Genomic DNA, 14,697 nt, shown 5'->3' on the forward strand with positions numbered 1-14,697 from the left:
TAAAAATACCCTAGTCATGTAAGACTAGGGTGCAAGGAAGAAGCCACCCTTTTCTGTCTCACAGGACTGATTTAAAAGGTTGTTTTTATGAAGCAATCTGCTTAGATTGTTTTGTATTTTTTACTTGTTTTGTTTCTGGTAGTAGTAGATTTAACAGTACACCTACAATTGCTGCTAGTGCCATTCCTTCTACTTGGAACGATTCTCCTACTTTAAGTACCGCTCCACCAATGCCGATTACTAGTATTACTGATGCAATCATTAAGTTGCGTTTGTCGCTTAAGTCTGTTTTATCGTCTACCATCATGCGTAACCCACTTGATGCGATTACACCGAATAGTAAGATTGATACACCGCCCATAACTGGTGTTGGTATGGAGTGGATCAGTGCGGAAATCTTACCGACAAACCCGAATATGATTGCGAATACTGCTGAACCGATGAATAAGTATACACTGTACGCTCTCGTAATCGCTAGTACACCGATGTTTTCACCGTATGTTGTATTCGGTGGTCCACCTATTAGTGAGGCGATTAATGTTGCTACCCCATCACCGAAGATCGAACGGTGTAAACCTGGTTTTTCAATTAAATCCCTTTTAATAACATTTCCAAGTACAATTTGATGTCCGATATGTTCTGATATTGTCACTAGTGCAACTGGTACCATTAAGAGCACAATCTTCCATGAAAACTCCGGTGTGTATGTTACAAACGGTACTGTAAAATCTGGTACAACAAACCATTTTGCCTCAGCTACCGGCTTTAAATCTACTAGTCCTTGGAAGTAAGCAAAGATGTAACCTCCGATGATTCCAAGTAAAACTGGTATGATGCTGAAGAATCCTCTTCCAAATATGGAACAAATGATTGTAATTGCTAATGTTACTAATGCTACTGAAAAGTGTGTAAAACTGTACTTACCATCCGCACCGTTCATCGCCATGTCTACTGCTGTATGTGCTAAAGCTAAACCGATTACCATTACGACTGGACCAACTACGATTGGCGGAAGTAATTTCATAATCCACGCTGATCCAGACTTCTTAATTCCGAGTGAGATTAAGATGTACACAAGTCCTGCAAGTAAACCACCAAGCATTGCTGCTCCCGGTCCACCTGCTGTTTTCGCTGTTATAATCGGTGCGATAAAGGCGAATGATGATCCTAGATAGGCAGGTACTTGACCTTTCGTTATAAGAAGAAACGCTAACGTTCCTAATCCGCTTGATATTAATGCTACTGATGGATTCAATCCTGTTAAAAACGGAACAAGCACTGTTGATCCAAACATCGCGAACAAATGTTGTATACTTAAAAATAACCATTTTCCCGGTTTCGGTACTTCATTAACGTCTAACACTGGCTTTTGTTCCATTGTTACATCCTCCTTCAGTTTTAATGTTTGCAATAAAAAAACTCTTTGTGCCTGTGCACAAAGAGTCCTACACTTTCGTATGCCAAATTTGACATATGAAAGCCAAGACCCTTTGGCAGCCTCACAGGACTACATTTAAAAGGGCTTTACTTATCGTATATGCTTACTCGATCTTGTTGATCTGTCTCTTGCAAATCAACTTCGATACGCTCTTCACTCGATGTTGGAATGTTCTTTCCGACATAATCAGCGCGAATTGGTAGTTCACGATGACCTCTATCAACAAGAACAGCCAATTGGATTTGTGATGGTCTACCTAAATCCATAAGAGCATCCATTGCTGCTCGAACTGTTCTTCCTGTATACAATACATCATCCACAAGGATAACTTTTTTCTTCGTAATATCTACAGGAATATCAGAACCTTTTACAAGTGGTTCTTTGTTTTTTGATTGTAGTGTTAAATCATCACGATATAACGTAATATCTAACTCGCCTACTTCCATTTCTTTTCCTTCAATTTGACCAATTCGTTCTGCCAAACGTTGTGCAATAAAAATTCCACGTGTTTTAATTCCGACAAGAACACAATTATCGACACCTTTATTTCGTTCCACGATTTCATGACTAATTCGTGTTAAAGCGCGGCGAATCATTTGGTCATCTAAAACGACAGCTTTCTCTTGCATGCTCTACACCTCCAAGCTTTTTTCTTGCGTGAGAGGAATGGTATAAAAAAAGTCCTCTCAGCGTGTGCGAGAGGACTTTTGAAAAAAGGGTACAGCATACCCTAAGTATTTCAAACCGTTACCTTCTCAACCTCACGGGGCTGTGTTAAAGGATCATTATTTAACTGTTGTCAGTATCTCAGTTTTCTTATGATTTGTCAATACTATTTTCGTAAAATATTTAATGCATCTTCAAACACTTCTGGAATAGGTGCTTCAAACTGAATATATTCACCAGTACGAGGATGATCAAATCCTAAAATACCTGCGTGAAGTGCTTGTCCATTCATATCCAATGTTTTCTTCGGACCATACTTTGGATCCCCTGCAAGTGGATAGCCAATATATTTCATATGAACACGAATTTGGTGCGTACGTCCCGTTTCTAAGCGACATTCTACAAGTGTAAAGTCTTTAAAACGTTCTAACACTTGGAAGTGCGTAACAGCATTCTTACCATTTTCATCAACTGTCATACTTTGACGTTCTTTCTTATCGCGACCAATTGGAGCATCGATAGTTCCCTTATCATGCGGAATCACGCCGTGTACAATCGCTTTATAGCGTCTCGTTACTGTTTTTGCTACAAGTTGATTTACAAGTGATTCATGTGCCATATCATTTTTTGCAACCATTAGTAGTCCAGATGTATCTTTATCAATACGATGCACGATACCTGGACGCATTACACCGTTAATACCTGATAGATCTGTACAATGATGCATAAGTCCGTTTACAAGCGTACCGCTTGTATGCCCTGGGGCTGGATGTACAACCATACCACGTGGCTTATTTACAACGAGTACGTCTGCATCTTCATAATAAATTTCTAAATTCATATCTTCTGGTTGAATATCTAACTCTTCTGGTTCAGGAATTGTTACTGTAATTTCATCATTTGCTTTTACTTTATAATTCCCTTTAACCACTTTCCCATTTACTGTTACAACAGCATCTTTAATCCATTGCTGCACTTGTGAACGTGACCATTCACTGTTTATTTCTGCAACGAATTTATCAATTCGCTCGCTTTTTTGTTCTTCTGCAACTGTTACTTGTACTACTTCACTCATTCAATTACTCCTTCGTTTTCTTTCCTTCTAATACTGTTTGAATAATAATTAATACAACTCCAATACATAATGCTGAGTCAGCTATATTGAATACTGGATAGTTGTACGAGAAAATATACACGTGAATGAAATCCACTACTTCTTGTCTAAATACACGATCAATAAAATTGCCAATTGCTCCGCCTAAAATGAGACCTAATGAAATACCTAGAAGTTTGTCCGTTTTTGCATATTTTTTCATATAAAATACGATAAATACTACGAAAACAACTGTAATAATGTAGAAGAACCACATTTTATTTTCTAAAATACCCCAGGCAGCTCCTCTATTTCGATGTGATGTTATGTATAATACATTATCGATAATCGGAATGCTCGTACCCAATTCCATGTTCTTTACAATTAGCCACTTCGATATTTGATCGATGGCAATGACAAATAACGCTATTACATAATATATCATTTTCATTTCCCCCATAAAGACAGTGTACCTCAAAATTTTAGCATAGCTGCTATCTTTTCACAATGAACCTTTATAGAAGAATAAAATAAATTAAAAAAAGGTAATATAATATCGTTGTGCGTATTCATACATTTATACATTTACCTTTTCATAAAAAAATTCATGAATCGTACGAGCAGTCGGCATTGTTTTCATTTGTTTTGTAGGAATCGCTCTTCCCGTTTCTTCACAAATACCATACATATCTATTTCCATTTTAAACAATGCACGTTCTACATCTTTTAAATCCTCTTTTATATCATGTAATAGCATTTTTTTCTTTATTTCTTCCTTAACTTCATATCCAAGCTCTTGGCTGAACTCTGTATCATATTTGTGCATGACTTCTTTAGCTAGTCTCTCTTGCAACTCTTTTCTCATCAATTGCAATTCTTCTTTTATTTCCATGTAAATTTCATTCACGTGTACATTCCTCCCAGCTGCAATGTACAATTAGTGTGTCCGAAATTCTCATGCTTACCTCACACACATTTTTCCTTCATAGGAAAGAGAGTAGAAATTATTTCAATATACCGTTAATAATAAAAAACTGACTGCACCTTACGCGCAGTCAGTTTTTTATTATTTTACATAGTTTTCTTTAACAACTGTTGCACAACGCTCACATAATGTTTCATGTTCTGCATCTTTACCAATTGTTTCTGAAACAACCCAACAACGTTCACATGTCTCACCTGTCGCCTGTGCTACAACTACAGCTGTATGCTCATACTTCGGTGCTTCTGTTGGCGCTTCTTCAATTGTACCACCAAGTTTATACTCTGAAACGATAAATAGCTGTTTTAAATCTTCACTAATAGACTCTAACATAGCCTTCATTTCTACAGTCGGATATAGCGTAATGCTTGCGTTTAATGACTTACCAATTACTTTCTCATTACGAGCTACTTCTAACGCTTTTAAAACGTCATCACGCAGTGTCATAAATGCGTCCCATTTCACTTTTAATGCTTCTGCACCATCTACTTCTACAGCGTCTGGCATATTAGTTAACTGTACGCTTTCTTCTTCTGCACCAGGAACATATGGCCATACTTCATCAGCTGTATGCGGTAAGATTGGCGTTACAAGTTTCGTTAATGCAACAAGAACATCATATAATACTGTTTGAATCGCGCGGCGATCTTCGTGATTTGCACCTTCAATGTATAAAATGTCTTTTGCAAAGTCTAAGTAGAATGAACTTAAATCAATTGTACAGAAGTTATGAATTGCATGATATACAGCAGCAAAGTCATATGTTTCATATGATTCTTTTACTTTTGTAATTAAGTCATTTAATTTCACTAACATGTAACGATCTACTTCACGAAGTTCAGCTACCGCTACTGTATTTTCACTTGGATTAAAGTCATCTAAGTTTCCTAATAAGAAACGGAACGTGTTACGGATTTTACGATACACTTCTGCTACTTGTTTTAAAATATCATCTGAAATACGTACATCAGATTGATAATCAACAGAAGATACCCATAAACGTAAAATGTCTCCGCCTAATTGATCCATAATTTTCTTCGGTACGACGATGTTTCCAATCGACTTACTCATTTTACGCCCTTCACCATCTAGTACGAAACCATGGCTTAGTACGCCTTTATATGGAGCTTTACCTGTTACAGCAACCGCTGTTGATAATGAAGAGTTAAACCAACCACGATACTGGTCAGATCCTTCTAAATATAAATCAGCTGGACGTTGTAAGTCTTCACGCTCTTCTAATACCGCTTGGTGAGAAGAACCTGAATCGAACCATACATCCATGATGTCAGTTTCTTTACGGAATTCACCATTTGGGCTACCTGGATGTGTAAATCCTTTTGGTAATAGATCATTCGCTTCACGCTCGAACCATACGTTAGAACCGTGTTCGCGGAATAAATCTGCTACATGGTTAATTGTTTCATCGGTAATAATTGGATCACCATTCTCAGCATAGAATACAGGAATTGGTACACCCCATGCACGCTGACGAGAAATACACCAGTCACCACGGTCACGAACCATATTGTGAAGACGAGTTTCTCCCCATGCTGGTACCCATTTCGTTTCTTCAACAGCTTGTAATAACTCTTTACGGAACGCTTCGATAGATGCAAACCACTGTGCTGTTGCACGGAAAATAATTGGTTTTTTCGTTCTCCAATCATGTGGGTATGAATGCGTAATAAATGTTAATTTTAGTAACGCGCCTACCTCTTCTAATTTTTCCGTAATTGGCTTGTTAGCTTTATCATAGAATAAGCCTTCAAATCCAGGTGCTTCATTTGTTAATACACCTTTATCGTCAACTGGGCAAAGTACTTCTAAGCCGTACTTTTTACCAACAACAAAGTCATCTTCCCCGTGTCCAGGTGCTGTATGAACACAACCAGTACCTGCATCTGTTGTTACGTGCTCTCCTAGCATAACTAATGAGTCACGATCGTAGAATGGGTGTTTTGCAACTGTATACTCAAGTTCACTACCTTTTACCGTTTTCACAACTTCAGCATTTTCCCATTCTAACGTTTTTGCAACTGTCTCAAACAGCTCAGAAGCGATGATGTATTTCTCATCATTTACTTTTACAATGCTATATTCAAGCTCTGGGTGAACAGAAATACCTAAGTTTGCAGGTAATGTCCAAGGTGTTGTTGTCCAAATGATAAATTTCTCATCACCTTCTAATACGTTCTTTCCGTCTTTTACAGGGAATGCTACGTAAATAGATGCTGATTTTTTATCTTGATATTCAATTTCAGCTTCTGCTAAAGCTGATTCACTCGTTGGAGACCAGTAAACTGGCTTTTGCCCTTTATAGATATAACCTTTTTTCGCCATATCACCAAACACTTTAATTTGTTGTGCTTCATAAGCTGGCTCTAAAGTAATATATGGATTATCCCAATCTGCACGTACACCTAGACGCTTAAATTGTTCACGTTGACGTTCTACTTGCTCATATGCATACTCTGCACATAACTTACGGAACTCAGCAACTGTCATTTCTTTACGTTTTACACCTTTATTTGTTAAAGCTTGTTCAATTGGTAAACCGTGCGTATCCCAACCTGGTACATACGGTGCACTGAAACCAGTCATTGATTTATAGCGAACAATAAAGTCTTTCAATACTTTATTTAATGCATGTCCCATATGAATGTCACCATTCGCATATGGAGGTCCATCATGCAATACAAATAAAGGACGACCTTTTGTATGTTCTTGTACTTTTTCATAAATGTTCATTTCAGCCCATTTTTCTTGCATTGCAGGCTCACGTTTTGGTAAATTCCCACGCATTGGGAACTCTGTTTTTGGCATTAGTAATGTATTTTTGTACTCCATGCTCAATTCCTCCTTACATGTATAAAAGAAAGACCTAAAAAACGGAATAAAAAAGAGACTTTCTCATCCCAAAAAGGGACGAGAAAGTCTCCCGCGGTACCACCCTAGTAGATCCTATACATATGTATAAAATCCTCTTTATATTCTTAACGCGAATATACGCCTACGCTTACTCCATTCGTTCAGCGCGGAACTCCAGGGTGATATTCCCATATCTCCTTATCCTGAGCTTACACCATCCTCAGTTCGCTATATAAGGTATGAAAAGGTACTTATCCCTATCTTCGTTTTTCTTAATAAATATGTTGTTTAAAATTATATGTAATAATGAGAAAAACGTCAAGCTTACACTGTTTCTTCTTTTTTCAACAGCTCATCTACTTCGTCTTCTAACTCAATTAACTTATCCCAATCATCGTTGTTTAACATTTCAAGCTGTGTTTCTAAAAGCATACGGAAACGAGTTCGGAATACTTTTGCTTGTTTCTTTAGCTCTTCAATATCAAAAGCAACTTTTCTTGATTTTACTAAAGCTTCGTTAATGATACGATCTGCATTCTTTTCAGCTTCACGTACAATTAATTTCGCTTCTTTTTGCGCATTACGTTTTACTTCTTCCGCTGCTTCTTGTGCAACAACGATAGATTTGTTTAACGTATCTTCAATATTAGAGAAATGATCTAACTTTCCTTCTAATTGCGCAACTTTTTCTTCTAAAGCTTTTTTCTCACGAATGACTAATTCATAATCTTTGATAATTTGATCAAGAAACTCATTTACTTGATCTTCATCATAGCCACGGAATCCGCGACCAAATTCTTTGTTATGAATGTCTAATGGTGTTAACGGCACAACGCCACCTCCAAGTAGTTATCTAAATTTCCTCTTTCAATTATATCTTTTCTTCGACAAAATAGGAGGATTTCCTTCTAAAAAACCAATCATTTTAGTATACCATACAAAATTCTCCATTTGTCGCGTTTTGTTCTACCTTCTACAGAAAATAATTTACTTCGTCCATACCCTCTCACTGAAAAAACATCTCCTGGATAACATTCATAAGAAGTTTGTTCCACTGTTTTCCAATTGACTTTTACTAAACCATTTTTTATTAAAGGTTGTATTTTCTGTCTGGATATATGTAACATTTCAGCTAACATAACATCTAAACGAAGTGAAGAAACCGTTCCAGATTTCTCTCCCCACGTTTCATTAATCTGGAGAATTTGTTCTCCTTGTACTGATGATAAGGAGACTTTTACTTTCCCTATTGATTGTAAGTTCATCTCAATATACGATACGATTTCTTTTTCAACTACAATTTGGGCACGATTTTCTTGAAGCAAAATATCACCACATTTTTCTCTCGTCAAACCAAGTGACATAAATGTACCTAATATTTGCCTATGCTCTAGCGTATAAAACTTGGAAGGATAGTCAATTTCTAATACTTCTAGTTGAAATTCTTCATCATTTAATTCTAGATAGTCTGGATAAATGAGTGCTCTTTTACGCTCCGCGTGAGGCGTTGCACCATCGAATTGCACAGCAACATCTCCTTGTCCTATTACCATAGAGACAATTTGTTGCTGTCTTGGATCAAGGAAATCTGTTAATTTCACTTGATGGTACTCCGCCGTTCGCTTCCACTCTAACGCTTTATCCACAAAGACCTCTTCATCAGGTCTGAAATGTTCGTAAATGCTCATGTATTTAACCTCTTACTATAAGAAATAGCCGAACAAACTGAACAAACCAATTTTAGCAAGTTTTAACGCAAAAATCGCAACGAGTGGAGAAATATCAATCATACCAAGCGGCGGAATAAATCTGCGGAATGGTTCTAAATACGGTTCACAAATACGCGCCAGGAAATCTCCAAAAGATGATTCCTTTGCACCAGGAAACCATGATAGGAGAATATAAATAATAAGTGCCCACGAGTAAATCTCGAAAGCATAATTTAACACCATTAAAACTGTTGTCATGGCGTATTACCACCTCTTTATATTTGTTTCTTCTTCTTCACCGAATAACTCTGAAATTGCACCAACAATATCTACATTTTCAGGTGTACACATAAATGTTTTCGGTCCTATTTTTTGAATATCCCCGCCTATAGCGTATACAGTACCACTTAAAAAGTCAACGATACGTACCGCTTGATCAGTAGACATTCTTTGCAAATTAATTACAACAGCTCGTCTACCTTTTAAATGGTCCGCAATACCTTGTGCTTCCGAATATGTGCGTGGTTCTAATAAAACAACTTTTGAAGATTGCTTTGCCGTTTCAATGCTCACAACATTTTGTTTCGTTTGCGCTTTTGGAAACGTAACATCTTGTTGTTCTGGCGGATCTTGCTGTTTCTTCATGTCTGTTTGCTCCTTTTCATAGCTATATTGAGCTGCTTCTTTTTCTTCTGGTGTATCAAAAAAGAAGTATTTTACTTTTGACCAACTCATAATAAGATTCTCCTTCCTTTTACGCTTTTCCTACTAAAATCGTTCCCAAACGAATATATGTAGCACCTTCTTCAATTGCAATCGTGTAGTCGTTAGACATCCCCATTGATAATTCTTTACATGGCGCATGTAACAATTCTAGTTCCTTTATCTTTTCTTGTAGCATACGCAGCTCCTTAAAACAGCGCCTGATTTCTTCCTCTTCTTCTGTAAACGGAGCCATCGTCATTAATCCTACCACTTCAATCTTATCCAATTCTTGCAAACTTTGAATAAAAGAAACAGTTTCTTCTATTGCCAACCCTTGCTTCGATTCTTCAGATGATGTTTTCACTTGAATAAAGCATTTAATTTTCTTATCAGCACGTTTCTGAATTTCTTTCGCCAGGGAAAGGCGATCTAAAGAATGTAAATAATCAATTTCATTAATGATTTCTTTTACTTTTCTCGTTTGTAATGAGCCAATAAAATGCCAATTAACTTTTGAGCCGAAATGCTCATATTTCTGTAAGAAACCTTCATTTCTATTTTCACCTAAATCGATAATTCCAGCTTCAATTACTTCGTTTGTCTTTTCAATCCCTACAGTTTTTGTAACTGCAATAAGTTTAATATCTTGCAACGAACGTCCAGATCGTGTGCAAGATTCTTTAATAGCTTCGTTTACAATTACTAAATTTTCTTGTACTGTCACTTGCTTCCTTCCTCCTTAAAACCTATGAAACTCAACATTCTCCCTGTCTTCCCTTGATCACGACGATGAGAGAAAAATAGTTGTTCTTCACAGCTTGTACAAAGAGATGACATTACAATATGTTCTTCTTTTATGCCTGCTTGTACACATAATATACGATTAATTTCTTTTAAATTAATTGCGTACTGCCCATCAGAAATTTTTTTATACGGGACAGAACCGTTTACTACTTGCTGCGCCGCTGTTAATACTCTATCATCAACAACATAACAACAAGATCCTATTGCCGGCCCTATTGCAACATGAATTTCATCACTTGAAATCCCTTCTGCATTCCACTTTTGAATCATTTCATTTGCAATTTCTTTTACGGTCCCTTTCCACCCAGCATGCGCAAGTCCTATCATACCATGTGATGGTGCATAAAAATAGAGTGGAACACAATCCGCGTAACAAGACGTTAAAAGAACATCGTTATTCGTCGTATAAATGCCATCTGTTTTTGAAATGCCATCCTCATATGAATAGACGCCACTTCCTTTTTCTTGTTGTCCTACTTTTTCAACATGGTGATCATGAACTTGTTCAGAGCAAATCCAGTTTTCCAATGGTTTTTGTAACTTATTTGCTAAAATGCGTCTGTTTTCATGAACGTTCTCCACGATATCATTCACATGTAATCCTAAATTCATCGCATGAAAGGAGCCCGTACTTATCCCACCATCTTTTGTCGTAAATCCAGCAGTAATGTTTCCAAGTTCTTTCCACGCTTGTAAATACAGTATACCGTCTACATATTTAAATGGTTCTCTCATAAAGCGGCTGCTACTAAAAACATAGACAAATGTATATTCTTAGAGTATTCCTGCTTCTACGTGTCCTGTCTCGCCAATCACTCGCTACTACAGTTTGCTGTAACACTCCACAGGCGTAAATTCCGATGTAGCCCACCGTACATATATACAATCTATTTACGTTAGTATTGTATATTCTTTTGCTTGTAAAAGATTGATCGCTGCGTTCAAATCTCTATCCATTACATTGCCACATTCACATTTATAAACTCGATCAGATAGTTTTAAATCTGCTTTTTTTTGGCTACAACATGAGCACAACTTTGACGATGGATAAAACCGGTCTACTTGACGTAGTTCAATTCCATATTCCTCACATTTCGTCAAAAGCCACATTTTAAAAGCATAAAAAGACTGCTTGGCAATTGTTTTAGATAGATGTTTATTCTTCAGCATACCTTTCACATTCAAATCTTCCACTGTAATAAACGTTGGCTTGGTTTTCACCACATTCGTTACAATAGACTTTACATACTCTAGTCGAATATTCGCTAATCGAACGTGCAGCTTTTGCACCCTAAGAACATTTTTATCTATATTCGCTCTTTTATTAGTAACAGATTTCCCACCCCTCTTTTTTAGGTTTTCAAATTTACGCGCTAAAGAGCGTTGTTCACGTTTTAACCGTTTTTCTATCTTTTTTACTTTGACTGTTTTATTTATATTTTTGTGAGTTTTTCCATCGCTACGTACAGCGAAATCCTTCAGCCCTAAATCAATCCCTAGACCTATTTTATTCAGCATTGGTTTTACCCTTACTTCTTCTCTTTCACAAAGTACAGATACAAAATATCTTCCTGCTCTTTGATATACTGTGCCACTTTTTACAGTTGCATTTTTAGGGATATATCCATATTCTTTTAACCTTATCCAACCAATTGTGGGGATTTTTACTCTATGCCTTTCTACTGTCCAATCTGTTTTGTTGTTTTTAGGAAAATAGCACTTCACATCTTGCTTCTTCTTTTTCTTATATCGTGGAAATTTAGATAGACCCTTAAAAAATTGCTTAAAAGCTTTATCCCCATTCATAATCGCTTGTTTTACAGCTTTACTTGATACTCCTTTTATCCACTGATCACATTCTTTTGTATAGACATTGTTTAACCATTTAGAAAAGTCATACCCACCTAGAAACTTTCCTTCGGCTTCATACAGCTCTTTGTTTTTAGAGATATACAGGTTGTAAACATACCTACACACACCAATCGTCTGATTTATTTGGGTTATTTGTTCTTTTGTCGGATGGATTTCTATTAGATATGCTCTTTTCATAAATCTTCATCCTTCGATATTATCTTTTTGTATTTCCTTAACCCGTAAACTCTACAACTGAATACATGAACGATAATAATAAGTCTTGAATAAACTCTTCCTGTGGAGATAGTTTTTCATTATTTGTGTATATTTTATATAACTGTATTTAGCTCCTTTTAATTAAATTAACAGAAAAAAGCATGGTACTTCCTGTCTATTTTACCATACTTTTATTTTTTCATAGTACCAACAGAAAAAAAAGAGGAATTTGTAATATTCTTTATGAAATTGTCGGTGTTTGTATTGATTCTGTTACAGAATTAACAGGATTTACTCTTACAAGTATGACATCTTCTCCAATTTTCATGATTTCCTCCCAAGGAATTACAATTTCTATGTCTTTTCCAAAAATCCCTAGCATACGTGCCTGTTTGGAAATAATAATAGCCCCAATCTTACCGGTATTCATATCAATTTCAATATCTCCAATATTCCCTAGCCTTTTTCCATCTGAAATATTTATAACATCCTTCATCTGTAACTCTGAAATTCGTATCACTTTCATCCTCTCCCTTATATGGTGAATTGGAAGTACACAGATCACTGCTTCTCACATGAATAGGACTCATCCTCTACTAAAATCCATATTATTTTTCATTATATGAACACTGCATACCTACTATGAGTGCAAATAAAAAGGCCTCACCATAACTGGTGAGAACCTTATCCTTGAATCGTTTTATTCATTTGTTTAATAGCTGATTTCTCTAAACGTGATACTTGCGCTTGAGAAATTCCAATTTCTTCAGCAACTTCCATTTGTGTCTTTCCTTGAAAGAAACGTTTTCGAATAATCATTTTCTCTCGATCATTTAAACGCTTCATCCCTTCTTTTAGCGCTAATTCTTCAACCCACTGCTCGTCCTTTTGTTTTTCATCACTTAACTGATCCATAACAAAGATAGGGTCTCCCCCATCGTTATAAATCGGCTCAAATAATGAAACTGGATCTTGAATCGCATCTAAAGCAAAAACAATTTCTTCATGAGTCACTTCAAGAACTTTTGCAATATCCATTGCTGTCGGTTCTTTCGAGTTTTCTGCAATCAACTTTTCTCTTACTTGCAACGCTTTATACGCAATATCTCGTAATGATCGAGATACGCGAATTGGATTATTATCACGCAAATATCTGCGTATTTCCCCAATAATCATCGGCACAGCATACGTTGAAAATTTTACATTTTGGCCCAAATCAAAGTTATCAATGGATTTCATAAGTCCGATGCAACCAACTTGAAATAAATCGTCAACATATTCTCCTCTGTTATTAAATCTTTGGATGACGCTCAGTACAAGACGTAAGTTTCCATTCACTAATTTCTCTCTTGCGCTTATCTCTCCACTTTGCATTTCACGAAATAATTTACGCATCTCTTCATTTTTTAGTACTGGAAGTTTAGCTGTATCAACACCGCAAATTTCTACTTTGTTTCTCGTCAAAGTGTTCCCTCCTATCGGGAGTTGCTGTACAGTGTAAAGTATTTCCTTTGAAGGGGATTTTATGCATGCGGTTTTCTCTTCATTTTTCATTTTAGTTATCTATCCTAATACAGCTAAATAGAATAAGACCAGCCTAGATAACGGCTGGTCTTATTCTTTACACCATTTTATTAAATTCTTTTCGTAATCTTTTTATGATTCTTTTTTCTAAACGCGAAATGTATGACTGTGAAATCCCAAGCATATCCGCCACATCTTTTTGCGTCTTTTCCTCTTCCCCAGCAAGCCCAAACCTAAGTTCCATAATTTGTTTTTCACGATCATTTAATTGGTGCAATGCCTTCATTAGAAGATGACGATCCACAGTGGCTTCCAGATCTTTTGTAATAATATCATCATCCGTACCTAATACATCTGATAATAACAATTCATTCCCATCCCAATCAATGTTAAGCGGTTCATCAAAAGAAACTTCTGAACGATTTTTATTATTTCGACGCAAATGCATTAAAATCTCATTTTCTATACAACGAGATGCATAAGTTGCTAATTTTATTTTCTTTTCTGGATTAAATGTATTGACCGCTTTAATAAGACCAATTGTTCCTATGCTAATCAAATCTTCAATATTTATCCCTGTATTTTCAAACTTTCTTGCTATATATACAACTAGCCGTAAGTTACGTTCAATCAGTAATGACCTTGCCGCTTGATCTCCTTTTGGCAATTTATTCAAAAGAACTTCCTCTTCTTCTTTCGTTAATGGTGGTGGCAACGCTTCACTTCCACCAATGTAATAAATTTCATCGGTCTTAATTCCTAATTTCAGCAATACTTTATACCAAAGGTATACTAAATAAAATTTTAATTTCATCATATTATCCCACCCTCTCAT

General features: G+C 36.2%; 16 protein-coding genes, 1 pseudogene and 1 other annotated feature. All 17 genes and pseudogenes read right to left on the reverse strand.

The features are described 5' to 3' along the window. Window positions 1–85: 85 nt before the first annotated feature. The 17 genes and pseudogenes from uraA to sigE all read right to left on the reverse strand — a co-directional run bounded on the left by uraA (window position 86) and on the right by sigE (window position 14,679). Entirely contained in the window at window positions 86–1,378 is a 1,293-nt protein-coding gene (uraA, locus tag MR065_RS11735) for a uracil permease (RefSeq protein WP_141436415.1), read from the reverse strand. A 146-nt stretch (window positions 1,379–1,524) separates the two neighbouring features. Beyond that, window positions 1,525–2,067, reverse strand: a complete 543-nt coding sequence (gene pyrR / locus MR065_RS11740; protein ID WP_001156491.1) for a bifunctional pyrimidine operon transcriptional regulator/uracil phosphoribosyltransferase — start codon at window positions 2,065–2,067, stop codon at window positions 1,525–1,527. Between the two features lie 203 nt (window positions 2,068–2,270). Next, window positions 2,271–3,179, reverse strand: coding sequence for an RluA family pseudouridine synthase (locus MR065_RS11745; protein ID WP_000005845.1), 909 nt, complete (start codon window positions 3,177–3,179; stop codon window positions 2,271–2,273). Between the two features lie 4 nt (window positions 3,180–3,183). Next, window positions 3,184–3,642, reverse strand: coding sequence for a lipoprotein signal peptidase LspA (gene lspA, locus MR065_RS11750; protein WP_000642182.1), 459 nt, complete (start codon window positions 3,640–3,642; stop codon window positions 3,184–3,186). Window positions 3,643–3,774: 132 nt separating this feature from the next. Then, a complete protein-coding gene (locus MR065_RS11755; RefSeq protein WP_097904413.1) occupies window positions 3,775–4,104 on the reverse strand; it encodes a TraR/DksA C4-type zinc finger protein in 330 nt (109 codons plus the stop codon). Window positions 4,105–4,263: 159 nt separating this feature from the next. Next, window positions 4,264–7,029 carry an isoleucine--tRNA ligase gene (gene ileS2, locus MR065_RS11760; RefSeq protein ID WP_242213780.1) on the reverse strand — a complete coding sequence of 922 codons (2,766 nt, stop codon included), beginning with the start codon at window positions 7,027–7,029 and terminating at the stop codon, window positions 4,264–4,266. A gap of 71 nt (window positions 7,030–7,100) precedes the next feature. Further along, window positions 7,101–7,323 (reverse strand) — a binding site (T-box leader). A 51-nt stretch (window positions 7,324–7,374) separates the two neighbouring features. Next, complete coding sequence (gene divIVA / locus MR065_RS11765; RefSeq protein WP_001131611.1) at window positions 7,375–7,881, reverse strand: septum site-determining protein DivIVA; 507 nt, start codon at window positions 7,879–7,881, stop codon at window positions 7,375–7,377. Between the two features lie 89 nt (window positions 7,882–7,970). After that, window positions 7,971–8,738: a YlmH family RNA-binding protein gene (locus MR065_RS11770; RefSeq protein ID WP_242213781.1), complete on the reverse strand. Its 768-nt coding sequence runs from the start codon at window positions 8,736–8,738 to the stop codon at window positions 7,971–7,973. A gap of 15 nt (window positions 8,739–8,753) precedes the next feature. After that, a complete protein-coding gene (locus MR065_RS11775; RefSeq protein WP_097904416.1) occupies window positions 8,754–9,017 on the reverse strand; it encodes a YggT family protein in 264 nt (87 codons plus the stop codon). A gap of 6 nt (window positions 9,018–9,023) precedes the next feature. Then, on the reverse strand, window positions 9,024–9,494 hold the full coding sequence (locus tag MR065_RS11780) for a cell division protein SepF (RefSeq protein WP_097904417.1): 471 nt from the start codon (window positions 9,492–9,494) through the stop codon (window positions 9,024–9,026). Window positions 9,495–9,513: 19 nt separating this feature from the next. After that, the gene (locus tag MR065_RS11785) at window positions 9,514–10,188 is read right to left on the reverse strand and encodes a YggS family pyridoxal phosphate-dependent enzyme (RefSeq protein ID WP_097904418.1); all 675 of its coding nucleotides are present in this window, start codon (window positions 10,186–10,188) and stop codon (window positions 9,514–9,516) included. Continuing rightward, the gene (gene pgeF / locus MR065_RS11790) at window positions 10,185–11,003 is read right to left on the reverse strand and encodes a peptidoglycan editing factor PgeF (protein ID WP_097904419.1); all 819 of its coding nucleotides are present in this window, start codon (window positions 11,001–11,003) and stop codon (window positions 10,185–10,187) included. Before pgeF ends, MR065_RS11785 begins: the two co-directional genes overlap by 4 nt. Window positions 11,004–11,159: 156 nt before the next feature. Further along, on the reverse strand, window positions 11,160–12,317 hold the full coding sequence (locus MR065_RS11795; RefSeq protein WP_242213782.1) for an RNA-guided endonuclease InsQ/TnpB family protein: 1,158 nt from the start codon (window positions 12,315–12,317) through the stop codon (window positions 11,160–11,162). Then, a pseudogene (locus MR065_RS11800) lies at window positions 12,314–12,450 on the reverse strand (IS607 family transposase); the annotation flags it as partial. The pseudogene MR065_RS11800 and the gene MR065_RS11795, both read right to left, overlap by 4 nt. A gap of 129 nt (window positions 12,451–12,579) precedes the next feature. Further along, window positions 12,580–12,864, reverse strand: a complete 285-nt coding sequence (locus MR065_RS11805; RefSeq protein ID WP_097904420.1) for a YlmC/YmxH family sporulation protein — start codon at window positions 12,862–12,864, stop codon at window positions 12,580–12,582. 158 nt (window positions 12,865–13,022) lie between these two features. Continuing rightward, a complete protein-coding gene (sigG, locus tag MR065_RS11810) occupies window positions 13,023–13,802 on the reverse strand; it encodes an RNA polymerase sporulation sigma factor SigG (RefSeq protein ID WP_000197755.1) in 780 nt (259 codons plus the stop codon). Window positions 13,803–13,959: 157 nt separating this feature from the next. After that, on the reverse strand, window positions 13,960–14,679 hold the full coding sequence (gene sigE / locus MR065_RS11815) for an RNA polymerase sporulation sigma factor SigE (RefSeq protein ID WP_000976947.1): 720 nt from the start codon (window positions 14,677–14,679) through the stop codon (window positions 13,960–13,962). Window positions 14,680–14,697: the final 18 nt, after the last annotated feature.

This window comes from Bacillus cereus group sp. BfR-BA-01383 (assembly GCF_022663495.1).
GTDB classification, from domain to species: Bacteria; Bacillota; Bacilli; order Bacillales; family Bacillaceae_G; genus Bacillus_A; species Bacillus_A cereus_AU.